22 protein-coding genes and 1 tRNA gene are annotated in these 21491 nt (G+C 70.1%); 9 read left to right on the top strand and 14 right to left on the bottom strand.

What is annotated here, in order from left to right; genetic code table 11:
• Nucleotides 1-104 precede the first annotated feature (104 nt).
• From AQJ46_RS59035 to AQJ46_RS17250, 3 genes are read right to left on the bottom strand one after another with little or no spacing between them, the layout of a single operon-like run.
• Nucleotides 105-449 (bottom strand): hypothetical protein, encoded by a 345-nt coding sequence (locus AQJ46_RS59035; RefSeq protein ID WP_079072315.1) that lies wholly within the window; start codon nucleotides 447-449, stop codon nucleotides 105-107.
• A 55-nt stretch (nucleotides 450-504) separates the two neighbouring features.
• On the bottom strand, nucleotides 505-3033 hold the full coding sequence (locus tag AQJ46_RS17255; protein ID WP_059206438.1) for an ABC transporter permease: 2529 nt from the start codon (nucleotides 3031-3033) through the stop codon (nucleotides 505-507).
• Nucleotides 3033-3803 (bottom strand): ABC transporter ATP-binding protein, encoded by a 771-nt coding sequence (locus AQJ46_RS17250; RefSeq protein WP_057610363.1) that lies wholly within the window; start codon nucleotides 3801-3803, stop codon nucleotides 3033-3035. Before AQJ46_RS17250 ends, AQJ46_RS17255 begins: the two co-directional genes overlap by 1 nt.
• 390 nt (nucleotides 3804-4193) lie before the next feature.
• On the opposite strand from AQJ46_RS17250, the gene AQJ46_RS17245 reads away from it, so the two are divergent.
• Nucleotides 4194-4277 (top strand) — tRNA-Leu (locus AQJ46_RS17245).
• Nucleotides 4278-4326: 49 nt separating this feature from the next.
• On the opposite strand, the gene AQJ46_RS17240 is transcribed toward AQJ46_RS17245, so the two are convergent.
• On the bottom strand, nucleotides 4327-4587 hold the full coding sequence (locus AQJ46_RS17240) for a hypothetical protein (RefSeq protein WP_225886304.1): 261 nt from the start codon (nucleotides 4585-4587) through the stop codon (nucleotides 4327-4329).
• 656 nt (nucleotides 4588-5243) lie between these two features.
• The gene (locus AQJ46_RS17235) at nucleotides 5244-5636 is read right to left on the bottom strand and encodes a helix-turn-helix domain-containing protein (RefSeq protein WP_059206437.1); all 393 of its coding nucleotides are present in this window, start codon (nucleotides 5634-5636) and stop codon (nucleotides 5244-5246) included.
• Nucleotides 5637-5868: 232 nt separating this feature from the next.
• Here AQJ46_RS17235 and AQJ46_RS17230 point away from each other — a divergent pair, with 232 nt between their 5' ends.
• The 6 genes from AQJ46_RS17230 (at nucleotide 5869) to AQJ46_RS17205 (ending at nucleotide 11508) form a co-directional block, all read left to right on the top strand.
• Nucleotides 5869-6084: a hypothetical protein gene (locus AQJ46_RS17230; protein WP_225886303.1), complete on the top strand. Its 216-nt coding sequence runs from the start codon at nucleotides 5869-5871 to the stop codon at nucleotides 6082-6084.
• A gap of 52 nt (nucleotides 6085-6136) precedes the next feature.
• Entirely contained in the window at nucleotides 6137-6355 is a 219-nt protein-coding gene (locus AQJ46_RS17225; RefSeq protein WP_007382551.1) for a hypothetical protein, read from the top strand.
• A gap of 104 nt (nucleotides 6356-6459) precedes the next feature.
• Nucleotides 6460-8391, top strand: a complete 1932-nt coding sequence (locus AQJ46_RS17220) for a zinc metalloprotease (protein ID WP_059206436.1) — start codon at nucleotides 6460-6462, stop codon at nucleotides 8389-8391.
• 71 nt (nucleotides 8392-8462) lie between these two features.
• Nucleotides 8463-9137 carry a hypothetical protein gene (locus tag AQJ46_RS17215; protein ID WP_059206435.1) on the top strand — a complete coding sequence of 225 codons (675 nt, stop codon included), beginning with the start codon at nucleotides 8463-8465 and terminating at the stop codon, nucleotides 9135-9137.
• A 153-nt stretch (nucleotides 9138-9290) separates the two neighbouring features.
• Complete coding sequence (locus tag AQJ46_RS17210; protein ID WP_059206434.1) at nucleotides 9291-10466, top strand: 4-hydroxybenzoate 3-monooxygenase; 1176 nt, start codon at nucleotides 9291-9293, stop codon at nucleotides 10464-10466.
• A 148-nt stretch (nucleotides 10467-10614) separates the two neighbouring features.
• Complete coding sequence (locus AQJ46_RS17205) at nucleotides 10615-11508, top strand: Bax inhibitor-1/YccA family protein (protein WP_059206433.1); 894 nt, start codon at nucleotides 10615-10617, stop codon at nucleotides 11506-11508.
• A 65-nt stretch (nucleotides 11509-11573) separates the two neighbouring features.
• Here AQJ46_RS17205 and AQJ46_RS17200 read toward each other — a convergent pair whose 3' ends face one another.
• Nucleotides 11574-11804, bottom strand: coding sequence for a DUF4287 domain-containing protein (locus AQJ46_RS17200; protein ID WP_007382546.1), 231 nt, complete (start codon nucleotides 11802-11804; stop codon nucleotides 11574-11576).
• A 104-nt stretch (nucleotides 11805-11908) separates the two neighbouring features.
• On the opposite strand from AQJ46_RS17200, the gene AQJ46_RS17195 reads away from it, so the two are divergent.
• Nucleotides 11909-12220, top strand: a complete 312-nt coding sequence (locus AQJ46_RS17195; protein WP_079072314.1) for a hypothetical protein — start codon at nucleotides 11909-11911, stop codon at nucleotides 12218-12220.
• A gap of 3 nt (nucleotides 12221-12223) precedes the next feature.
• Here AQJ46_RS17195 and AQJ46_RS17190 read toward each other — a convergent pair whose 3' ends face one another.
• The 3 genes from AQJ46_RS17190 to AQJ46_RS17180 all read right to left on the bottom strand — a co-directional run bounded on the left by AQJ46_RS17190 (nucleotide 12224) and on the right by AQJ46_RS17180 (nucleotide 15727).
• On the bottom strand, nucleotides 12224-13018 hold the full coding sequence (locus tag AQJ46_RS17190) for a hypothetical protein (protein ID WP_059206431.1): 795 nt from the start codon (nucleotides 13016-13018) through the stop codon (nucleotides 12224-12226).
• A gap of 269 nt (nucleotides 13019-13287) precedes the next feature.
• Nucleotides 13288-14508 (bottom strand): acetyl-CoA C-acetyltransferase, encoded by a 1221-nt coding sequence (locus tag AQJ46_RS17185; RefSeq protein ID WP_059206430.1) that lies wholly within the window; start codon nucleotides 14506-14508, stop codon nucleotides 13288-13290.
• A 187-nt stretch (nucleotides 14509-14695) separates the two neighbouring features.
• Entirely contained in the window at nucleotides 14696-15727 is a 1032-nt protein-coding gene (locus AQJ46_RS17180; protein WP_059206429.1) for an SGNH/GDSL hydrolase family protein, read from the bottom strand.
• A 162-nt stretch (nucleotides 15728-15889) separates the two neighbouring features.
• Here AQJ46_RS17180 and AQJ46_RS17175 point away from each other — a divergent pair, with 162 nt between their 5' ends.
• Complete coding sequence (locus tag AQJ46_RS17175; RefSeq protein WP_057611682.1) at nucleotides 15890-17278, top strand: cystathionine beta-synthase; 1389 nt, start codon at nucleotides 15890-15892, stop codon at nucleotides 17276-17278.
• A 397-nt stretch (nucleotides 17279-17675) separates the two neighbouring features.
• Here AQJ46_RS17175 and AQJ46_RS17170 read toward each other — a convergent pair whose 3' ends face one another.
• The 5 genes from AQJ46_RS17170 to AQJ46_RS17150 all read right to left on the bottom strand — a co-directional run bounded on the left by AQJ46_RS17170 (nucleotide 17676) and on the right by AQJ46_RS17150 (nucleotide 21467).
• On the bottom strand, nucleotides 17676-18107 hold the full coding sequence (locus AQJ46_RS17170; RefSeq protein WP_059206428.1) for a hypothetical protein: 432 nt from the start codon (nucleotides 18105-18107) through the stop codon (nucleotides 17676-17678).
• 80 nt (nucleotides 18108-18187) lie between these two features.
• Nucleotides 18188-19117 carry an ABC transporter substrate-binding protein gene (locus AQJ46_RS17165; protein WP_059206427.1) on the bottom strand — a complete coding sequence of 310 codons (930 nt, stop codon included), beginning with the start codon at nucleotides 19115-19117 and terminating at the stop codon, nucleotides 18188-18190.
• Nucleotides 19118-19127: 10 nt separating this feature from the next.
• On the bottom strand, nucleotides 19128-19790 hold the full coding sequence (locus AQJ46_RS17160; protein WP_059206426.1) for an ABC transporter permease: 663 nt from the start codon (nucleotides 19788-19790) through the stop codon (nucleotides 19128-19130).
• 1 nt (nucleotide 19791) lies between these two features.
• Nucleotides 19792-20433 (bottom strand): ABC transporter permease, encoded by a 642-nt coding sequence (locus AQJ46_RS17155; RefSeq protein WP_057611601.1) that lies wholly within the window; start codon nucleotides 20431-20433, stop codon nucleotides 19792-19794.
• Entirely contained in the window at nucleotides 20430-21467 is a 1038-nt protein-coding gene (locus AQJ46_RS17150; protein ID WP_059206425.1) for an ABC transporter ATP-binding protein, read from the bottom strand. Before AQJ46_RS17150 ends, AQJ46_RS17155 begins: the two co-directional genes overlap by 4 nt.
• Nucleotides 21468-21491 lie beyond the last annotated feature (24 nt).

Genomic DNA, 21491 nt, shown 5'->3' with positions numbered 1-21491 from the left:
GAGCCGCCGGACATCGCCATCCGTGACGGCGGCGCGGGCGGCCCCGCCGGGGCAGGAAGGAGGGGCTCGTTGCCGGGCCCCAACGGTGGTATGGCTGCGCGGCGTTACGCGGTGCGCAGGTCGGCCGGAGTGCTTGGTGCGACGGGTCGGTGACCGGGCGCGGTGCGCGGATTCCGCTGCGGTCGGCGGGGCGCTGGGGAGGAATGGGTGGCCCGTTGTCGAGCGGCGGGTCCCAAGTGCGGTAGGGCTGCTCGGTCTTGCGTGGTGCGCAGGTCGGCCGGAGTGGTTGGTGCGACTGGTTGCCGGGCGCGGATCCCGTGCCGGTCGGCGGGGCGGGCGTCGTACCAGGACAGGGCGATGGCCTCGCACTCGTGCTCGACGTACAGCTCGGCCCACATCGGGAACTGATCGATGCCCGGCAGGTTGGCCAGGTCCGGGGCGTCGGCCAATGAACGAGGGGGCCCGCCGAGTGGCGGGCCCCTCGTGCCGTACGGCTGCTCGGTCTTACTCCGCCTTGATCGCCGCCAGCATGTTCATGCGGGCCGCCCGGCGGGCCGGCCAGAGGGCGGCGAGGATGCCCACCGTTGCCGCCAGCAGCAGGAACACCGCCATCCTGGCCCAGGGCAGGACGAGTTCGTACGTCGCCATCTTCGTGCCGAGGAGCTCACCGGCCGCCCAGCCGAAGAAGACGCCCAGGCCGATGCCCAGCACCCCGCCGAACAGGGAGATGACCAGGGACTCCAGACGGACCATCCGCTTGATTCCCTTGCGGTCCAGGCCGATCGCACGGAGCATGCCGATCTCCTGGGAGCGCTCGAACACCGACATCGCGAGGGTGTTGATGACTCCGAGGACCGCGACGATCACCGCCATGGCGAGCAGGCCGTAGAGCATGTTCAGCATCAGCGTGAACATCTGCGCGATGGAGTCGGACAGATCCTTCTTGTCCTGGACCTTGATGGCCGGGTTGGAGCCGAGGGCCTTCTCCAGCTTGTCCTTGGTCGTGGCGGAGGCGCCGTCGGACGTCTTCAGCATGACCTGCATGTCGGACGGGTCGCTCAGGTGCGGATTGAGCGTCGCGGTGTCGAGCATGATGCCGCTGATCAGTTCGTTGCCCTCGTAGACCCCGGCGACCGTGAGCTTCTGCGCCTTGCCGTCCTCGTAGTGGACGGTGAAGGTCGAACCCGCCTTCCAGCCGAAGGACTTGGCCCGGTCCTGGTCCACGACCACCTGGCTGCCGCCGACCTTGAACGCGCCGTCGTCCACCTTGAGGTCGGTCAGCTCGCCGATCGCGGAGCCGTTGACGCCGGTCAGGTACTCGGTATGGCCGTCGATACGGGAGGCCGCGTTGCGCAGCGGGCTGACGGCGGTGACGTCGCCGACCTTCGCCAGCTTCTTCTCGACGTCCGCCGAGAGTTCGTTGCCGTTGGCCATGGAGACGACGTAGTCCGCCTTGACGGCAGCCGAGGCCATCTTGTCGATCGACTTCTGCAGGCTGCCCGCCATCACCGTCATACCGGTGATCAGGGTGAGCCCGATCATCAGCGCGGAGGCGGTGGCGGCCGTACGGCGCGGGTTGCGCACCGAGTTCTGGCGGGCCAGCTTCCCGGAGATGCCGAAGACGCGCAGGAGCGGTGCCGCGGCCGCGATCAGCGGGCGGGACAGGAGGGGGGTGAGGATGAAGACACCGATGATCAGCAGGACCGCGCCCATGCCCATGGGGGCCTGGCCGTCCGAGCCGTCCATGGTGGTGGCCGCCAGGATGACGGCGACACCGGCCCCGCTGAACAGCGCGCCCAGCGTGTTGCGCAGCACCAGCGACTTGGTCGTCGCCTTCGCGTGCACACTGCTCATCGCCGCGACCGGCGGGATCTTCGCCGCCCTGCGGCCCGGCAGCCAGGCCGCCAGCATGGTGATCAGGACGCCGACCGCGAGGGCCACGCCGACCGTGCCCGGCGTGATGACGAGCGGCCCGTCCGGGACCGTCGCCCCCAGCGTGCCCATGAGGGACTTGAGCCCGGCGCCGATGCCGATACCGGCCACGAGCCCGGTCACGGCGGCGACCAGGCCCACCACGAACGCCTCGATCAGCACCGACCGCGTGACCTGCCTGCGGGACGCGCCGACCGCCCTGAGCAGCGCCAGCTCCTTGGTGCGCTGGGCGACCAGCATGGTGAACGTGTTCGCGATGATGAAGGTGCCGACGAAGAGCGCGATGCCCGCGAAGACCAGCAGTCCCTGCTTGAGACCGCTCATGGAGGACGAGATCATCTCGGCCTGCTCGTCGGCGAGTTCCTTGCCGGTCTCGGTCTCCACCAGGTCCGCGGGAAGCGCCTTGTCCAGCGCGGCCTTCAACGCGGTCTGGGAGGTACCGGAGGCCGCCTTCACGTCGATCTCGTCGTACGTCCCCGGCTTGCCGAACAGCTTCTGGGCGGTGGCCGTGTCGAAGAGGGCGAGGCTGCCGCCGGCCGCGACATTGCCGTCGTCGGTGGTGAAGATGCCGGTGACGACCGGCTTCAGGACCGGGCCGTCGACCGAGAGGCGCACGGTGTCGCCGACCTTGTAGCCGGCCCGCTTCGCGGTCTCGGAGTCGATCGCGACCTGGTTCGCGCCGTGCGGTGCGGCGCCCTCGGACAGCGGGTACCGGGGGTCCTTGTCCCCGTAGTAGTTGCCGCCCTGCGACTGGAAGCCGCCGCCGATGAGCTTGCCGTCCTTGTCGGCGATGGCGGTGAAACCGCTGACGACACCGATGGCGTTCGAGGCCCCCGGAACCCCGGCGCTCTTCTCGAGCAGCGCCTGGGTCAGGTCGGGGTTCTTCCCGATCGTGTTGCCCTTGTCCTCCCGGGACTCGGCGGTGACGGCCACGTCGACCTGGTCGAAGCCCTTGGCCGAACTCTTCTGGTAGGCCTCGGAGATGGTGTTGGTGAAGACGAGTGTGCCGGACACGAACGCCACGCCGAGCATGACGGCGAGCACGGTCATGAGCAGTCTGGCCTTGTGCGCGAGTACGTTGCGCAGGGCGGTGCGGAACATCAGGAGGTGCGGCCCTTCGCGTCGAACTGCTTCATGAAGTCGAGGACGTTGTCGGCGGTGGGCTGGTACATCTCGTCGACGATCCGGCCGTCCGCGAGGAACACCACCCGGTCCGCGTACGCCGCGGCCACCGGGTCGTGCGTCACCATGACGACCGTCTGCCCCAGCTCCCGAACGGAGTTGCGCAGGAAGCCCAGCACCTCGGCGCCGGAGCGTGAGTCGAGGTTTCCGGTCGGCTCGTCGCCGAAGATGATGTCGGGCCTGGACGCCAGTGCGCGGGCGACGGCGACGCGCTGCTGCTGGCCGCCGGAGAGCTGGGCGGGCCGATGGCTGAGGCGGTCCCGCAGCCCGACCATCTGGATGACCGACTCCAGCCACTGCTTGTCCGGTTTGCGGCCGGCGATGTCCATCGGGAGGGTGATGTTCTCCAGGGCCGTCAGGGTCGGCAGCAGGTTGAACGCCTGGAAGATGAAGCCGATCTTGTCCCGCCGCAGCTTGGTCAGCTGCTTGTCCTTCAGGGAGCCGAGCTCGGTCTCGCCGATGCGGACCGAACCGGAGGAGAAGGTGTCGAGGCCGGCGACGCAGTGCATCAGCGTGGACTTGCCGGAGCCGGAGGGGCCCATGATCGCGGTGAACTCGGCCTGGTGGAACTCGACGGTGACCCGGTCCAGGGCGACCACCTGGGTCTCGCCCTGTCCGTAGATCTTCGACAGATCCGTGGCGCGCGCGGCCACGGTGGTGGTCCGGCCGGCGACGGGTGTGGTGGTCACGGGATGGAACTCCTAGCGGGACGACATCGTTGAAGGACGTCTTCCATCGTGGTGGCCGCAGCGCGCCGTGTAGTCAGCCGCAGTTCTGGTTCCGAAGGCAGACTTCGGAGGGACCGCGCCGCTCGGTGTCATACCTGGGGATGACGGCGGCCCCTGATCGGGGCAAGTGCAGAGAACAGGTGGAGCGTCCTCGTTCGGGCGGTGAAATTCCGTCATTCCGCATGCACGGCCAGGTGTCCCACGTAACGCTATTGGCAAGTGCGGATGGCGTGTTCCGTGGCCTGATGCACCCTCAGACGTCAATAAAATAAGACAACATCGGTCCGCCCGTCCGCAGTTCGGGGGATGCACCCCGATAGGCTCGGACCTTCGACGCGGAGCCCATGGCCTGCCCGGATGGTGGAATGCAGACACGGCGAGCTTAAACCTCGCTGCCCCTTCGCGGGCGTGCCGGTTCAAGTCCGGCTCCGGGCACTTTCCCGCCCACGCAGTGAGTTCTCACGCGTGGGCTGGCGCTCCGCCGTCAACCCTCGTAGACGGTCAGTACGGCGCCGTCGATCTCGATCCGGCGGCCGGCGCGCATGCCGTCGCGGCGCAGTGTTCTCAGACAGGTGTGGAACAGGGGCAGCTCGTCCGCGTCCAGGACGGCGGCGGCCAGTTCCACGAGGTCGGTCACTGACTGATCGGTCAGTACCTCGGGCAGCTCGCCGGAGAGCAGAACGACCGATTCACCGGCGGGCCCGCGGACCACGGCCGTGGCCGGCCCGCCATGCACGAACAACACATTCCCCCCTGGGAGCCCGGGGTCGTGCGGCTCTCGCTCCTCGGGCAGGACGAGAGACTAGCGGGGGAATGCGGTGCTTTCGGCCACAGTCGAAATTCTTTTTCCGACTCCACGGAAGAGTGAACATCCGCGGTCGCGGACCGCCGGGACATGCTTCCGGACGGTCACTTCCTTGGCCAGGGGTGGGGTGGTGGGGGCGCGAGGTGGGCCGGGGTCCCGGGTGGTTGTGCGTGCGGCCGGGAGGGTGCGTGGTGCGGGGTGGGCCTCCGGGGGCGTGGTGCGGGGGCGGGGCCCGGAAGGTCGCTCCCTGGGGAGGGCCGTGTGCTCGTGCGGTCCGGGGTGCGTGTCGGGCGGTGTTTGCCGGTGCGGGTCGTCCCTCGGGGGCTCGCGTGGTGCGGAGCAGGGGACCGGAGGGGCGCTTTCGGGGTGGGTCGGCTCGGGCGCCCGCTTGGCGTGAGGTGGGGTGGGGTGTCGGCCGGCCACTCGCGTGGCGTCGGGGCCGTGAAGGGCGCGTCCGCGGGGTGAGCCGGCGCCCGGGTGGCCGATTGCGTGGTGCAGTGCCAGGGCCGTGAAGGGCGCGGGTGAGTCAGTGCGCGGGGGCCGCTCGCCTGGGGCGGGGCCGTTCTCCAGGGCGACGCTCGGGCCCGGGCGGGTGGTTACTTCTTCGGGGTGCGGTCCAGCAGGGACTCCACGAGTGCGGTCACGTGGCGGCGGTCGTCGGCCGAGAGTTTCTGGAGGCTGGCGATGAGCAGGTCCACCTCGGGGTCGGCCGGGCGGGTCGTGCCCTCGGGGTCCTGGCCGGCCGGTGAGCCGTACACATGGATGCCGCAGGCCTCGGCGGCGGAGCGGCGGACGGTGTCCAACGGCAGTTCCAGCCCCTTGGACAGGCCCTCCAGGGTGGTCGACTGGGGCATGCGGACGACGCGGTCGGTGGTCGCCAGGTGGTGGACGGTGGAGCGCGGGATGCCGCCGCGGCGCGCCACGTCGCCGTAGGACCAGCCCTTGCGGTCCAGGCGCTCACGGATCAACTGCTGCAGTGCGTTGGCCACGGGTGGGTCACTTCCTGCTCGCCGCTCGGCGGAACCGTCCATGTCGCAGCCGATTCTACGGGCGGCCCCTCCCGCCGCCGAAAGGGTGATTCCCCGAACGGGTTGCGCACCGGCCCCGCCAGGCCCTAGTGTCCAATCTCGTTGGACAGCACGTCCGACCAGGTTGGACAGAGTGTGGGGGGAACCTGACTCGGTCCGACCGGAAATGCCCATCCCTGAGGGGGAATTGATCATGATGGACGCTCACGAGCTCGAGGCCGAGTCCGCGGAACTGCTGCCGGGCCGCGAGGCCCTCGGTCGTCTGAAGTTCAGCTTCAACAAGACGACCAACGTCACCAAGCACATCGCCAACGTCGAGGCCCACAACTCGTCCCTGGCCGTCAACGACCACTCCTTCGCGTCGGCAGCCGCCTCCAGCGCGGGCCAGAGCATCACGGTCACCCAGTAACACCCGCGCACCACCTCGTACCCGATCCACATCACCTGAAAGGACGTCCGTCATGAGCATGGACATGCACGAGCTGGAGACCGAGTCCGCCGAGCTGCTGCCGGGCCGGGAGGCCCTCGGTCGTCTGAAGTTCAGCTTCAACAAGACGACCAACGTCACCAAGCACATCGCCAACATCCAGGCGGACAACCAGTCCGCGGCGCTCAACGACCACTCCTCGTACTCGGTCGCCGAGTCGCAGGCCTCGCAGTCGATCGTCGTCAAGCAGTAGCGCCGGCCTGACCACGGCCGTCGGGGTGGACCGCCCGTACCAGCGGTGCGGTCCACCCCGACGGCCATGCAAGGGGGGAAGCGGGACGTGGGGGGAGACCACATATGACAGTGCTCGGAGACGGGCCCCCGACGCTGTACGACCCCGGGCCGGTGCCCGGGCCCGGCGGCTGGCCGGTGACGTACGAGCAGGTGGCCACCGGCAGCCTGCCGGTCGTCGAAGCGCCGCTGGTGCCGCGGCTGAGCGCGGGACTGCGACTGCACGGGGAGTACCAGGGATCGGGCTTCACCGAGCCCAAGTACATCGCCCGCCGGGGGGACGGGCAGGTCGTGCAGCTGTCACGGCTGCTGTATCTCGTGGCGTCGTCCGTCGACGGCGTACGCGACACCGAGTCGATCGCCCACCGGGTGAGCGCGAGATTCGGCCGCGAGGTCAGCGGCGAGAACATCCGCTACCTGGTGGAGAAGAAACTCGAACCGCTCGGGGTGACAGTTCCCGAGGGCCAGGAGAGCGACGAGGTCGACGCACCGCGCTCCGACCTGCTGCTCGCCCTCAAGGGGCACCGGGTCATCTTCAACGAGCGGCGCGCGGCCCGGGTCGCCGGGATGTTCGCCTGGCTGCACCGGCCGGTCGTGGTCGCGGTCGTGCTGCTGTCGGCCGTGGCCATGGACGTGTGGCTGTTCGGGTTCTACGGGGCGATCGAGCCGGTCCTGGAGGTCCTCGACCAGCCGGTGCTGATCCTGGTCGTCTTCCTCCTGACGGTGGCCTCCCTCGTCTTCCACGAGTTCGGCCACGCCTCCGCGTGCAGATACGGCGGCGCCCGGCCCGGGTGCATCGGCTGCGGGATCTTTCTCATCTGGCCGTCGATGTACACCGATGTCACCGACGTCTACCGGATCGGGCGTGGGGGGCGGATCAGGACCGACCTGGGCGGGGTCTACTTCAACGTGGTCTTCATGCTCGGCATGGCCGGGCTGTATTTCGCCACGGGGGAGCCGTTCTTCCTGGCCGCGGTCTATCTCGGCCACTTCGAGATCCTCGAGCAGCTGATGCCGGCCGTGCGTCTCGACGGCTACTACATCCTGGGCGACCTCGCCGGAGTGCCGGACCTCTACGGCAAGATCAAGCCCATCCTGCTCAGCCTGGTACCGGGGAGGAAGGGGCGGGCGGCGCGCAGGGAGGTCGCCGGGCTGAAGAAGTCGGCCCGGATCATCGTGGCCACCTGGGTGCTGACCATGGTGCCGCTGATCATCGGCGAGCTGGGCTACGGGCTGTGGAACCTGCCCAGGATCATCGCCACGATGACCCGGTCCATGGTCGAGCAGTTCTCCGGCACCGGGTCGGCCTTCGCGGACGGGAAGCTCGTCGACGGGCTCGTCGGCGTACTGGGCTGTCTGATGCTGCTGATCCCCATGGGTGGTGTCGTCTACCTCACCGTGAAGATCGGCGGGCGGATCGTCCGTGCCGCGAAGAAGTCCACGGCGGGGCGGCCCCGGTTGCGGGTGGCGCTGTGCGCGGTGCTCCTCGCCGGACTGACGGGCCTCAGCTACGCATGGACGTCCGGACTGACGCCCCAGCCGCTGCCGAAGAAGCCCCCGATCGCACCGATCCTGCAGCCCGGGGTGTCGACGGAGGAACCGCAGCCCCGCCAGGCCACGACACCTGACGGCAACGCCTCGACCTCGGACCAGGACGCCTCGGACGACCCGGCGGGCACGGGCCCCGGCGCGGTTCCACCCTCGGCGGCGGGGCGCTCCACCAGCTCCGGTGCTCCCACCTCCGCATCCACCGACGCGTCGGTTTCCGCCTCACCGGCGTCGTCCGCGACGGCACCGGGCTCGGCGACCGGGGGCTCCTCCCGCGGGCCCGCGTCCCCGACGCAGGGCACATCGGCGGCCCCGGAGCCGTCGTCCCCGGGCACGGGAGCGGGCCCCTCCACCCCCGCCTCGCCCCCGACCCCGTCGGAAAGCATCCCGCCCTCACCCACCGAGGCCTCGTCCCCACCGCCGGCCAGCGGTTCACCTGGGGCGTCCTGAGCACCCCGGCCGGTCCGGCCGCCACTGCCGCCCCCCGCATCCGTACTCATCCATCCATTCAGGGAGCTCCCTTGAACAGCCACCGAAAACCCCGTACCTCCACCCCGTTCACCCGGCGTGCCGTTCGCGTGGGGCTGTTCGCCGCCGGTGTCGCCGGTGTGGCGACCGCCGTGCCGGCGCAGGCCGCGACCGGCGGGGCGACCAAGGTCGCCGTCGCGTCGGACCATGTCTTCAGTCATGCCGACCGTCTCGACCACACGGAGCAGAAGGACTCGTTCACCATCCGGCAGTTCGGCAAGGTGAACGCCGCCTCCGTGCGCAACCAGGCCAACGCGGTCTCGTCGGGCTGCACCGCCGACGACGCCTGCCGTTCGGTCGCGCTGTCCTTCCAGATCGTCACCATGGCGGGTGAGCACACCCGCCTGAACGCCGTGAACCTCAGCGACGCCACCAACAAGAGCTGCACCGGCTGCCAGACCCTGGCCGGCGCCTACCAGTTCGTGGTCTCCACGCCCACCCCGCTCACCCTCGACTCCGACCACCGCCGCCAACTCGCCGACATCCACCGTCGGCTGGACAGCCTGACCCGCTCCCGGATCCCCGCGGCCGACCTGCGGACCCGGGCCGACGCCCTGGCCGCCGAGGTCAACACCGTCCTCCAGGACGCCGTGGCCGACGCCCCGAAGGGCGACGCGCAGGACGACGTCACCATGCACCGCCACCTGGACGGCTGGCCCGGCCGCTGACCCGTCCGGCCGCCGGGCCCGCGGCAGCCTTCCGCGGGCCCGGCGGCCGCACAGACCGTTGACATCGGCAGACTCCCGGCGCAGACTCGGCACACGAAAGTGAAATAAATTTCACCAGACGAACAACATGAAGGTCTCCGAAGGGAACGCCCGATGCGTACCACCGTCGGCATCATCGGAGCCGGCCCCGCCGGTCTCCTCCTCGCCCGGCTCCTCCACAACGCCGGCATCGACTCGGTCGTCCTGGAGAGCCGCGACCGCGCCTACGTCGAGCACCGCCAGCGCGCCGGGATCCTGGAGCAGGGCACGGTCGACGTGCTGCGCGCGGCCGGCGCCGGGGAGCGCATGGACCGCGAGGGACTCCCGCACGACGGCATCGAGCTGCGCCACGACAAGAAGCGCCACCGCGTCGACTTCCCCGCCCTCACCGGGGGCCGCTCCGTGATGGTCTATGCCCAGACCGAGGTCTGCAAGGACCTCATCGCCCTCCAGCTCAAGGACGGCGGCCCCCTGCTGTTCGAGGCGGAGGCCCTGGCCGTCGAGGGCGCCGACACCGACACCCCGCGCGTCCGCTTCCGGCACGAGGGCCGCGAGGACGTCCTGGAGTGCGAGTACGTCGTCGGCTGCGACGGCTTCTGGGGCGTGGCGAGGAAAGCGATCCCCGCCGAACTGACCAAGGTCTTCGAGCGGGCGTACCCCTTCGCCTGGCTCGGCATCCTCGCCGACGTCCCGCCCTCCCACGACGAACTCGTCTACGCCCGCCACGACCGCGGCTTCGCCCTCCTGTCCATGCGCTCCCCGTCCGTCTCCCGCCTCTACCTCCAGGTGCCCGAGGGCACGGATGCCGGGAGCTGGGAGGACGAGGAGATCTGGGACGAGCTGGAGCGCCGCTTCGAGACGGACGACGACTGGACCCTGGAGCGCGGCCCGATCACCCAGAAGTCCGTCACCCCCATGCGCTCCTACGTCCACGAGCCCATGCGCCACGGCCGTCTCTTCCTCGCCGGCGACGCGGCGCACATCGTCCCGCCCACCGGCGCCAAGGGCCTGAACCTCGCCGTGGGGGACGTCGTGACCTTCGCGAGGGCGCTGACGCACCGGAAGGAGACCGGTTCGGCCGAACGCCTCGACGCGTACTCCGAGACCTGCCTGCGCCGAGTGTGGCAGGCCGAACGGTTCTCGTACGACATGACGAGCCTCCTGCACCGGGCACCCGACGCCACTCCCTTCGAGGACCGGATGCAGCTGGCCCGGCTGGAGCGGATCGCCGGTTCGCGGGCCGCCGAGACCGACCTCGCCGAGGGGTACACCGGCTTCCCCTTCGGGTGAGGCCCCTCCGGTGCCGGGAATCACGCGTACGCGTAGCGTGTTGGCCAGCACATCGAGGGAAGATCCTCCTCAAGCACTAGGGTCATTCCTTTGCCTACCCATTACTCTTGAGGGCAAGGTCCACAGACGGTGGCCATGGAGGAGTGAAATGAGGAGCAGCAACCCGGTCTTCTCGCGACGGGGGTTCAGCCGCGACAACGGCTACGCGGGCTTCAACACCGCGCCGCAGGCCGGGGGCGCAGCCGTGGGCACGCAGGGCAGCCCCTACGCGCAGCCGCAGGGCAACCCGTACGCGACCAACCCCTATGCCCAGCAGGACCTGCAGCAGGGCGCACCGCCGCAGACCCCGGTGACCACCGGCCGGATGACGATGGACGACGTCGTCATGCGCACCGGCACCACGCTCGGCATCCTGATCGTCACGGCCGCGCTCGCCTGGGCGCTGCTGCCCGTCGACGACGCCAACATCGGCCGCTCGTACGGCATCGGTATCGGTGCCGCGGTGATCGGCATGGTCCTGGCGCTCGTGCAGTCCTTCAAGCGCACGGCCACGCCCGCGCTGATCGTGTCGTACGCCGCGTTCGAGGGCGTGTTCCTCGGCGTCATCTCCAGCATCGTCGACAACCGCATCGCGAGCGGTGCGGCCATGCAGGCCGTCATCGGCACCCTGGCGGTCTTCGCCGCGGTACTGGTGGCGTACAAGGCCGGCTGGATCCGCGTGAACCGGCGGTTCTACGGCTTCGTGATGGCGGCCGCGCTCGGCTTCATGCTGCTGATGGTGGTCAACCTGCTGTTCGCCGCCTTCGGCGGCGGTGACGGCCTCGGCTTCCGCAGCGGCGGCCTCGGCATCCTGTTCGGCATCATCGGCGTCCTGCTCGGCGCGTGCTTCCTGGCCCTCGACTTCAAGCAGGTCGAGGACGGCATCGCCTACGGCGCCCCGCGCGAGGAGGCGTGGCTGGCCGCGTTCGGTCTCACGCTGACGCTGGTGTGGATCTACATGGAGTTCCTGCGGCTCATCGCGATCCTCAACAGCAACGACTAGTCCTCGACGGTCGTACGGCGAAGGGCCCCCGGTTCCGACCGGGGGCCCTTCGGCATGTGCGCAGCTCAGAAGTACCTGCGCGCGGCCCTCCTCAGGTCGTACTCGTGGATGATCGCCTTGGCGTGGCCGTACGCGAGGTTGTGTTCGTGGCGGAGCCAGCTGACCTTTTCCTCGAAGCGGAAGAGGGCGGGGCCTTCGTCGACGGTGCGGAGCCAGTCGGAGACTTCACGACCGGTGCAGTGGGGGATGCGGGCGAGCAGGTTGCGGTGGGTCTCCTCGGAGAGGACGTGGGACATCGGCGCCTCCGGACGCAAAGGGGATGTAAGCCGGTCCTTCAGGTCACCGTGCCTGAGCGTTCGCCTGTTGGCAACAGTCCCGGTGCGACGCGTACGGTTGCCGGGTGGCTGATACATCGCGTCTGACCCGGGCTGTGGACCACTTCGCCGACCGTCTGCGGGCCGCGCCGCAGAGCCGGTTGCAACGGGGCGCCGCCGCCGAAGCGCTGGGACTGGCCCGGGAGTTCGCCCGTCGGACGCAGGTTCTGGAGGAGCCGGGGACCGACCTTCGCGAGATGCCGGACGCGGGCATGTTCGCCGCCGCCGACCAGATCACCGTGGCCGTGCATGACTTGGCTCTCGTCCTGACGGACGAGAGCCAAGTGGAAGAAGCGATGGAACTGGTGGCACAGGCCCAGCAGCGTGCCGGAGTGTGACTCCTAGAGGGAGGCTATGACCCGGTCCGCCAGGATGTAGACGTTCTCCTCGCCGCACGCGAACGTCAGCGTGTACGCGCCCGAGACGCCCGAGCCGCCCAGCAGCACCGGGGTCTCGCCCGCGCGCAGGGCCGCGGAGAGGCGCTCGGCCGTCTCGCGGTGGCCCGGGGTCATGCAGAGGGTCGTGCCGTCGGCGAAGACGTAGACGTCCAGTGTGCCGAGGGGGCCCGGGCGGACGTCGGCCAGTTCGGTGCCGGAGGCGGCCAGTTCCTCCAGGGTCGCCACCGTGCGTTCGTGGTCGCCCACCACCGGTGAGCCCACCGGGACGAAGTCCGGGTGGGAGGGGTGGCGGCGACGGGCCGCGGCCAGTTCGGGACTGTCCCCGGGGGTACCGCCGGCGAACTCGTCCGCGTCGGCCGAAGGCTCCGACACCGGCTCAAGGCCCACGAAATCGGCCTGCCGGGGCAGGAACAGGTCGCTGTCGGGCAGTCCGAGCAGCGAGGGTGCGTCGGAGCCGTCACGTGCCTCCTGGGCGGCCCAGAAGGCCCGCGCCTCGGCGAGTTCACGCTCGCGTTCCTCGGCGAGGGCCTCAGCCACGGCGGCGCGTATCTCGTCGACGTCAGCGGCGGGGCGGGCGGCCGGTACGAAGCCTCGTACGGGGGCGGTGTTGTTCCTGGCGAGCTCGGCGTGCAGGGCGGCGACCTGTCGCCGCAACACCATGAGGGTGCGCAGGACGGCGACGCCCACGGCGCCCGTGGCGGCCGTGGTGACCAACAAGGCGATCGGCATGGCGCTCACTGACGTACTCCCGGTTTCAAAGTCGACCCCCGACTTCCTACATCAGCTTGAAGGGCGGACTATCCAGCTGTCAGTGCGTAACGTCACGAATCGGACAGGTCTTTGGGTCCGGGGTTTAGTGGTGGAAGGGCGTGACCTGCGGAAATTCCGGCGCGAGCGATATAGGTCACATCCTGGGGGAGATTGGATCACAAATCGGCCCAGAACCTTGGAGTTTCCTCGGTTCTGGGCCAAAGGGTGGCACCGGGTTGCCGGTTGGATACGTTCCGTCAGCTGAGGCGCTCGATGACCATCGCCATGCCCTGACCGCCGCCCACGCACATGGTCTCCAGACCGAACTGCTTGTCGTGGAACTGGAGGGAGTTGATGAGCGTGCCGGTGATGCGGGCGCCCGTCATGCCGAAGGGGTGGCCGACGGCGATCGCGCCGCCGTTGACGTTCAGCTTGTCGAGGTCGATGCCGAGGTCGCGGTAGGAGGGGATCACCTGGGCGGCGAACGCCTCGTTGATCTCGACCAGGTCGATGTCGTCGATGGTGAGGCCGGCGCGGCGCAGGGCCTGGTTGCTGGCCTCGACCGGGCCGAGACCCATGATCTCGGGGGAGAGACCGGAGACGCCGGTCGACACGATGCGGGCGAGCGGGGTGAGGCCGAGCTCGCGGGCCTTGGTGTCGCTCATGATGACGAGCGCGGCGGCGCCGTCGTTGAGCGGGCAGCAGTTGGCGGCGGTGACCATGCCGTCGGGGCGGAAGACCGGCTTGAGGCCCTGGACGCCTTCGAGCGTGACGCCGGGGCGGGGGCCGTCGTCCTTGGAGACGACCGTGCCGTCGGGGAGCGTGACCGGGGTGATCTCGCGCTCCCAGAAGCCGTTCTTGATGGCTTCCTCGGCGAGGTTCTGCGAGCGGACGCCGAACTCGTCCATGTCCTGGCGGGTGACGCCCTTGGAGCGGGCGAGGTTCTCGGCGGTCTGGCCCATCGCGATGTAGGCGTCCGGGACGAGACCGTCCTCGCGCGGGTCGTGCCAGGTCGTGCCCTCCTGCTGCGCGACGGCGGCGGTGCGGGCCTCGGCCTCGGCGAAGCAGGGGTTGTGCGTGTCCGGGAGGCTGTCGGAGTTGCCCTTGGTGAAGCGGGAGACCATCTCGACACCGGCCGAGATGAACACGTCGCCCTCGCCGGCCTTGATGGCGTGCAGAGCCATGCGGCTGGTCTGGAGCGAGGAGGAACAGTAGCGGGTGACCGTGCAGCCGGGGAGGTGGTCCATCCCCATCTGTACGGCGACGATCCGGCCGAGGTTGTTGCCCTGCTCGCCGCCGGGCAGACCGCAGCCGAGCATCAGGTCGTCGATGTCGCGGGGGTCCAGTTCCGGGACCTTGGCGAGGGCGGCCTGAATGATCGTGGCGGTGATGTCGTCCGGGCGCAGGTCCTTGAGGGAGCCCTTGAAGGCGCGGCCGATGGGGGAGCGGGCGGTCGAGACGATCACGGCTTCGGGCATCACGGCTCCAAACAAGAAGGGGTGGCGCGTAGCGCCTCGTTGAGGGGCGGTGGTCGGGTGGCGGGTGGGAGTACGAGGGTGTTCTTCGGTCTTCGGGTCGTGGCTGATTGGGAAGTTACCCGTACGTATGGGCTGGGTCACGGGGATGGCGGTGTGACCTTTGTCTAAGCGCTTGCTTTGTGCCCCGTCACTGGACGCCCGTCGCGCTGGTGGGTGACGGCTCCGTCTCCTTGACCCGCCGCCTGCGCCGCCGCTTGAGCAGGGCCCAAGGCCCCTTCGGGCCCGTCGGCATCGCGGCCGCGACCTCCGTGCCCGCCTCCGACGCCGCCTCCGCCGCGGCCCGCGCCACCGGCAGGAAGCCCTCGCGGCGGGAGGCGTCCGGGCGGTCCTCGTCCGCCGGCCAGAGGCTCAGGGCCGCGCACACCGTCGGCAGCACCGCCATCGCCGCCGTCGCATAGCCCTCCGCCGAGGGGTGGTAGTTGTCGGGGCCGAACAGCTCCCGCGGGTTCGCCTCGAACTCCGGGCCCAGCAGGTCGCCCAGGGACACCGTGCGGCCGCCCTGTTCCACCGCGCCGATCGTCTGCGCGGCCGCCAGCTGGCGCGAGGCCCGGCGGGCCAGCCACCGCAGCGGCTGCTGGACCGGCTCGATCGTGCCCAGGTCGGGACAGGTGCCGACCACGACCTCGGCACCGGCCGTGCGCAGCCGCCGCACCGCGGACGACAGATGGCGCACGGAACGCGTCGCCGGCATCCGGTGCGTGACGTCGTTCGCGCCGATCATGATCACGCAGACGTCCGGGATCCGCTCGGGGTCCGCCAGCGTCAGCGCCACCTGACGGTCCAGGTCGTCCGAGGTGGCGCCGGGGAGGGCGAAATTACGCAGTTCCACCGGGCGCTCCGCCACCGCCGCCAGGCCGGACGCCAGCAGGGCGCCCGGCGTCTGGCCCGCCCGGTGCACCCCCTGACCCGCGGCCGTGGAGTCTCCCAGCATCACCAGCCGCAGGGGCGGCTCGCCGACGGTGGCGTAGACGTGGCCGTACCGGCCCTCGGCCTGCGGGACGTGCGGCGTCGTGCCGTTGCCCACCTGCCGCCTGGCCAGCCGCACCTCCGCCAGCAGCAGCCCCATGGCCGCCGCGCCGACCAGACCGATTCCGCCGCCGCCGTACGCGGCGCCGGCCGCGATCCGCCTGGCCGTCCTCGCCCTCGACATGCTCGTCATACGTCGCCGCCACCTCCGTAGAACCCGCTACACCCACTCCTTGCCCCGCACGGACCGTGGCCCAATCCCAACAGGGAGTGAACGACCGTCATGGCGCCCGATCAGGCCATAGGCTGGCCGGACCACCAGGTCCACTTCTTTTGCAAGCATCCGGAGACAACGGTGCAATTCCACGACTCGATGATCAGCCTCGTCGGCAACACCCCGCTGGTGAGGCTCAACAGCGTGACCAAGGGCATCAAGGCGACCGTCCTGGCCAAGGTCGAGTACTTCAACCCCGGCGGCTCCGTGAAGGACCGCATCGCCCTGCGCATGATCGAGGCGGCGGAGGAGAGCGGGGCGCTGAAGCCCGGGGGCACCATCGTCGAGCCGACCAGCGGCAACACCGGGGTCGGGCTCGCCATCGTGGCGCAGCAGAAGGGGTACAAGTGCATCTTCGTGTGCCCCGACAAGGTGTCGACGGACAAGATCAACGTCCTGCGGGCCTACGGTGCCGAGGTCGTCGTATGCCCGACCGCCGTGGACCCCGAGCACCCGGACTCCTACTACAACGTCTCCGACCGGCTGGTGCGCGAGACGCCCGGCGCGTGGAAGCCCGACCAGTACTCCAACCCCAACAACCCGCTCTCCCACTACCACTCCACCGGCCCCGAGCTGTGGGAGCAGACGGAGGGGAAGATCACCCACTTCGTGGCGGGCGTCGGCACCGGCGGCACCATCTCCGGCACCGGCCGCTATCTGAAGGACGCCAGTGACGGCACGGTCCAGGTCGTCGGCGCCGACCCCGAGGGGTCCGTGTACTCCGGCGGGTCCGGGCGGCCGTATCTCGTCGAGGGCGTCGGCGAGGACTTCTGGCCGACCGCCTACGACCGGACCGTCGCCGACGAGATCGTCGCGGTGTCGGACAAGGACTCCTTCCAGATGACCCGCCGGCTGGCCAAGGAGGAGGGCCTGCTGGTGGGCGGCTCCTGCGGCATGGCCGTCGTCGCGGCCCTGCGGGTCGCCGAGCGCCTGGACGAGAACGGCGTCGTGGTGGTCCTGCTCCCGGACAGCGGGCGCGGCTACCTCTCGAAGATCTTCAACGACGAGTGGATGGCCGACTACGGCTTCCTGGAGGACGAGGGCCCGAGCGCCCGCGTCGCCGACGTCCTGAACGACAAGGTGCACGGCGCCATCCCCTCCCTCGTCCACATGCACCCGGACGAGACCGTCGGCCAGGCCATCGAGGTCCTGCGCGAGTACGGCGTCTCGCAGATGCCGATCGTCAAGCCGGGCGCCGGTCACCCGGACGTGATGGCCGCGGAGGTCGTCGGCTCGGTCGTCGAACGCGAGCTGCTCGACGCCCTGTTCACCCAGCGGGCCTCACTGGAGGACCCGCTGGAGAAGCACATGTCGCCCCCCCTTCCCCAGGTCGGCTCCGGCGAGCCGGTCGGCGACCTGATGTCGGTCCTCGGCCGGGCGGACGCGGCCATCGTCCTCGTGGAGGGCAAGCCCACCGGCGTCATCAGCCGGCAGGATCTGCTGGCCTTCCTCGCCAAGGGCGGGAAGTAGCGGGAAACGTCCGGTGAACCCCTGGTGACGGCGGCGAACTTGCGGTTTCCCACCGAAAGGGTGGACTTCGCGGAACTGGTACGAGCGTGTCACGTCCGCGCAGCACACGCTTAACACGGGTCCGGCACATTAGTGGATGTCGGCAGGGCGGGAGCGGCTCCCCGCCCCAGCCGGCACCGAAACGTCCAAGGACCTCCGGAGCGGCTCCCGGACCTCCATGGACGCCGGACGTGAGACCTGGCCTGACCCGGTCGACGTCCTTCGCGGGGACCGCCGTCGTCCCGCCCCCCGGTAACGGGGGTGCGGCGGTCCCCGCGCATTATTTTTTTCCGGGCCGCGTCCGACACCGTGCCTGTCCGCCACCGTCGAGCCACGGCCGACGGACCCCGAGCCGGAGTCAGCCCTCCCAATCGCTGTCCTGGGACGACCTGCGGTGGCGCCGCCCCCGGAACAGGTCCGGGTTGGTGCGCGCGGCCTGGAAGGCGTTGACACCGACGATGCCGGCCCACGCGACCAGGAGGCCCGGGAGGTTGGCCAGGCCGCCGCCGATGGCGGAGAGCGGGATCGCCAGGACCATGGAGACGATGCCGAAGCCGTAGCGTTCACCGAAGGAGTCGGTGGACTTGGGCGAGCGGGCGCCCCGGGCCGTCACCATCTGCTGCTCGGCGAGCTGCCGGCGCAGGCGGCGGTCCACGGCGCCGTCGATCCGCTGGTCGACCTTCTCCAGGAACGAGTCGACCAGCGCGGACTCGTACTCCTCGCCCAGTTCCCTGCGGGCCTGCAGGGTGGCGTTGAGTTCCTTCTTGAGTTCGGGGTCCCGCGCATCCATAGGCGTCATGGAACCCACGGTAGGCAGCCGAAACCCCCGCTGCACTGGGGTTAGCCCCCCTGTTGCGGCGGGGGTCCCTCCTAGGCCAGCCCGTGCTGCTTCGCGTACGCGTTCGCCACGTCCTCCGGGTCCTTCTTGTCGTTGTCGACCTGGCTGTTGAGCTGGGTGAGCTGCTCGGTGGTGAGGACGTTCCCGAGACGGGCGAGCGCCTTGCGGACCGTGTCGTCGGCCTTGCGGTCGGCGATGAGGGGGACGATGTGCTGGCTGGGGATGAGGTTCCTGGGGTCGGTCAGGACCACCCAGCCGTTGGCCGCGATGTCGGTGTCGGTGGTGAAGAGGTTCGCCACGTCCACGTCCCCCTTCTTCAGAGCGCCCTTGACCAGCGGGCCGTCCGAGTCGAGGGACTTGAACTCCTTGAACTCGACGCCGTACACGTCCTTCAGCCCGACCGCGCCCACCCGGCGCTTCTTCACCTCGGGCGCTGCCCCGATGACCAGCTCGCCGTTCTGCTTGGCGAGGTCGGCGAGGGAGGCCAGGCCGTACTTCCGTGCGGTCGCCCGGGTGACGACGAAGCAGTCGGAGTCGGCCGCCTGGCCGTACGGCAGCACCTGGAGGCCGCCGGGCAGCGCCAGGGTGAGCGCGTTCTGCATGGTGCCCGGCTCGGCCGAGGCGTCCTTCGGGGCGAGGTAGTTGAGCAGGGCGCCCTGGTACTCGGGCAGCAGGTCGATGTCGCCCGCCTTGAGCGCGGGGATCACGATCTCGCGGGTGCCGAGGTTCGGGCGGACCTTCACCTTCACGCCGGCCTGCTGGAGCACCGCCGCGTAGAGGTAGCCCAGCACCTGGTTCTCGGTGAAGTTGGCGGTGCCGATGGTGACTCCGCCCTTGCTGGAGCCGCCGCCACCGGACGAGCTGCCCTGGCCGTCGAGGGAGGTGACGCCGCTGGAGCAGGCGGCGAGGGCGGGGACGGAGGCCGCTGCGAAGAGGCCGCCGAGGAGAGTGCGTCGGTTCATCGAAAGGTCCCTAGGCAGTGCGGTGGCGGAAGAGGAAGCGCTGGAGGCCGGACAGCAGCAGGTCGAGGGCCACGGCGACGACGGCGACCAGCACCGCTCCGCCGAGCACCTGTACGAGGTCGCGCTGGGCGAGGCCGTCGAAGACGTAGCGGCCCAGTCCGCCGAAGGAGACGTAGGCCGCGATGGTCGCGGTGGCGACGACCTGGATGAGTGCCAGGCGCAGGCCGGTCATGATCAGGGGGAGGGCGAGCGGCAGTTCGACCTGGAACAGGACCTGGTGGCCGCGCATGCCCTGGCCGCGGGCGGCGTCCTTGACGTCCGGGTCGACGGCCGTCATGCCGGCGTAGGTGTTGGTGACGATCGCCGGGACCGCGAGGGCGACCAGGGCGACGTAGACCGGGAGCATGGACAGGCCGCCGGCCAGGAAGACCAGGACGACCAGGCCGACGGTCGGCAGGGCGCGGCCGAAGGAGGCGAGGTTGATCGCCAGGAAGGCGCCCTTGCCGGTGTGGCCGATCAGCAGGCCCAGGGGGAGGCCGATCGCGGCCGCGACGAGGGTCGCGAGGAGCGAGTACTGGAGGTGCTCGGCGAGGCGATGGGCGATGCCGTCGGTTCCCGTCCAATGGGAGCCGCTGGTCAGCCAGGAGCCGAGGTTCTTGAAGAGTTCGTACATGTCAGGCTCGCCTCCGCCGCCACGGGGTCAGGACGTACTGGAGTGCCACCAGCAGGGCGTCCGCGACCACGGCGAGCAGGAGCGTGAGGACCACGCCCACGATCACCGGGGTCGGGAAGTCGCGCTGGAAGCCGTCGGTGAAGAGCTGGCCGAGGCCGCCGTCACCGATGTAGGTGGCGACCGACACCAGGGAGATCGACATGACGGTCGCGATCCGCACGCCCGCCATGATCACCGGGAGTGCCAGGGGCAGTTCGACGGTGAGGAGCGTGCGCAGGGGGCGCGTGCCCATCGCCTTCGCGGCCTCCTTGGTCTTCGCGGGGACCGAGTCGAGGCCCTCGACCGTGTTCCGCAGCAGGACGACCAGGGTGTAGACCGTCAGGCCGATCACGGTCGTGGTGCGGGTCAGACCGCTGACCGGCAGCAGAAGCACGAAGATCGCGATGGACGGGATCGTGAACAGGACGTTCGAGAGCCCGAGCAGGAAGCCGCGCAGGGGGCGGACCCGGTGGGCGACCACCGCGAGGGGCAGCGAGATCAGCAGGCCGAAGAAGACGGCGCTCAGGGCTGCCTGGAGGTGCGAGACCGTGAGGGTGGTCAGGTCGTCGGTGTGGCCGGATATCCACGACCAGTCGATGGTCATGCGGCCACCCGGGCTTCCGCGTGGGCGCGTCCCGCGTGCCGGTGGATGTCGTCGCGGGAGGTGACACCGGTCAGGACGCCGTCGGCGTCGACGCGGGCGACCAGGCCGGTGGGGGAGGCGAGGGACTCGTCGAGGGCGGCGAGCAGGGAGTCGCCGTCCTTGAGGGGCCGTACGGGCAGTTCGAGGGCGTCTGCCGAACGCCAGTGCGTCGGCTGCCCGGCTTCGTCGCGTACGAGGGTCCAGGCGCCGCCGTCCGGGGCCGGGCCCTGCGGGACCTCGGCCAGGGTCTTCAGCGAGAGCAGCTTCAGGCCGCGCTCGGCGCCGAGGAAGTCGGCCACGAAGTCGTCGGCCGGACGGGCGAGGAGCTCGGCGGGCGGGGCGCACTGGACGAGGTGACCGCCGGTGCGGAAGATCGCGATGCGGTCGCCGAGGCGTACGGCCTCGTCGACGTCGTGGGTGACGAAGACGATGGTCTTGTTCAACTCCTTCTGGAGCCGGAGCAGTTCGTCCTGGAGCTGGGTGCGCACCACCGGGTCGACGGCGCCGAAGGGCTCGTCCATGAGGAGCACCGGCGGGTCGGCGGCGAGGGCGCGGGCGACGCCGACGCGCTGTTGCTGGCCGCCGGAGAGCTGGTGGGGGTACCGCTTGCCGGCCTCGGCGGTCAGGCCGACGGTCTCCAGCAGTTCCGCCGCCCGGGCCCGGGCCTTCCTGCGGCCGTGGCCGAGCAGGAGCGGGACGGTGGCGATGTTGTCCAGCACCGTGCGGTGCGGGAAGAGGCCTGACTGCTGGATGACGTACCCGATGGAGCGGCGCAGTTCGGCCGCGTCCTGCCGGGTGACGTCCTTGCCGCCGACCTTGATGGTGCCGGAGGTCGGCTCGACCATCCGGTTGATCATTCTGAGGGTGGTCGTCTTGCCGCAACCGGAGGATCCGACGAGGACGGTCACGCCGCCTTCCGGCATGTCGAGGGTGAGATCGTGCACTGCTGTCGTGCCGTTGGGGAAGCGCTTGTGGACCGTGTCGAACTGGATCATGAGATGTCCCTTGCCCGGCTGTAT

The sequence above is a fragment of the Streptomyces canus genome (genome assembly GCF_001514145.1).
GTDB classification, from domain to species: Bacteria; Actinomycetota; Actinomycetes; order Streptomycetales; family Streptomycetaceae; genus Streptomyces; species Streptomyces canus.
The sequence above is the reverse complement of the archived record's forward strand: the minus strand, read 5'-3'. Positions and strand labels throughout refer to the sequence as shown.

Coding starts and splice junctions, on each gene's coding strand:
- AQJ46_RS17210 (WP_059206434.1), top strand. CDS start 9,291: ATGCGTACCACCGTCGGCATCATCGGAGCCGGCCCCGCCGGTCTCCTC.
- AQJ46_RS17200 (WP_007382546.1), bottom strand. CDS start 11,804: ATGTCCCACGTCCTCTCCGAGGAGACCCACCGCAACCTGCTCGCCCGC.
- AQJ46_RS17170 (WP_059206428.1), bottom strand. CDS start 18,107: ATGGATGCGCGGGACCCCGAACTCAAGAAGGAACTCAACGCCACCCTG.
- AQJ46_RS17225 (WP_007382551.1), top strand. CDS start 6,137: ATGAGCATGGACATGCACGAGCTGGAGACCGAGTCCGCCGAGCTGCTG.
- AQJ46_RS17255 (WP_059206438.1), bottom strand. CDS start 3,033: ATGTTCCGCACCGCCCTGCGCAACGTACTCGCGCACAAGGCCAGACTG.
- AQJ46_RS17165 (WP_059206427.1), bottom strand. CDS start 19,117: ATGAACCGACGCACTCTCCTCGGCGGCCTCTTCGCAGCGGCCTCCGTC.
- AQJ46_RS17205 (WP_059206433.1), top strand. CDS start 10,615: ATGAGGAGCAGCAACCCGGTCTTCTCGCGACGGGGGTTCAGCCGCGAC.
- AQJ46_RS17220 (WP_059206436.1), top strand. CDS start 6,460: ATGACAGTGCTCGGAGACGGGCCCCCGACGCTGTACGACCCCGGGCCG.
- AQJ46_RS17230 (WP_225886303.1), top strand. CDS start 5,869: ATGATGGACGCTCACGAGCTCGAGGCCGAGTCCGCGGAACTGCTGCCG.
- AQJ46_RS17150 (WP_059206425.1), bottom strand. CDS start 21,467: ATGATCCAGTTCGACACGGTCCACAAGCGCTTCCCCAACGGCACGACA.
- AQJ46_RS17160 (WP_059206426.1), bottom strand. CDS start 19,790: ATGTACGAACTCTTCAAGAACCTCGGCTCCTGGCTGACCAGCGGCTCC.
- AQJ46_RS17155 (WP_057611601.1), bottom strand. CDS start 20,433: ATGACCATCGACTGGTCGTGGATATCCGGCCACACCGACGACCTGACC.
- AQJ46_RS17180 (WP_059206429.1), bottom strand. CDS start 15,727: ATGACGAGCATGTCGAGGGCGAGGACGGCCAGGCGGATCGCGGCCGGC.
- AQJ46_RS17185 (WP_059206430.1), bottom strand. CDS start 14,508: ATGCCCGAAGCCGTGATCGTCTCGACCGCCCGCTCCCCCATCGGCCGC.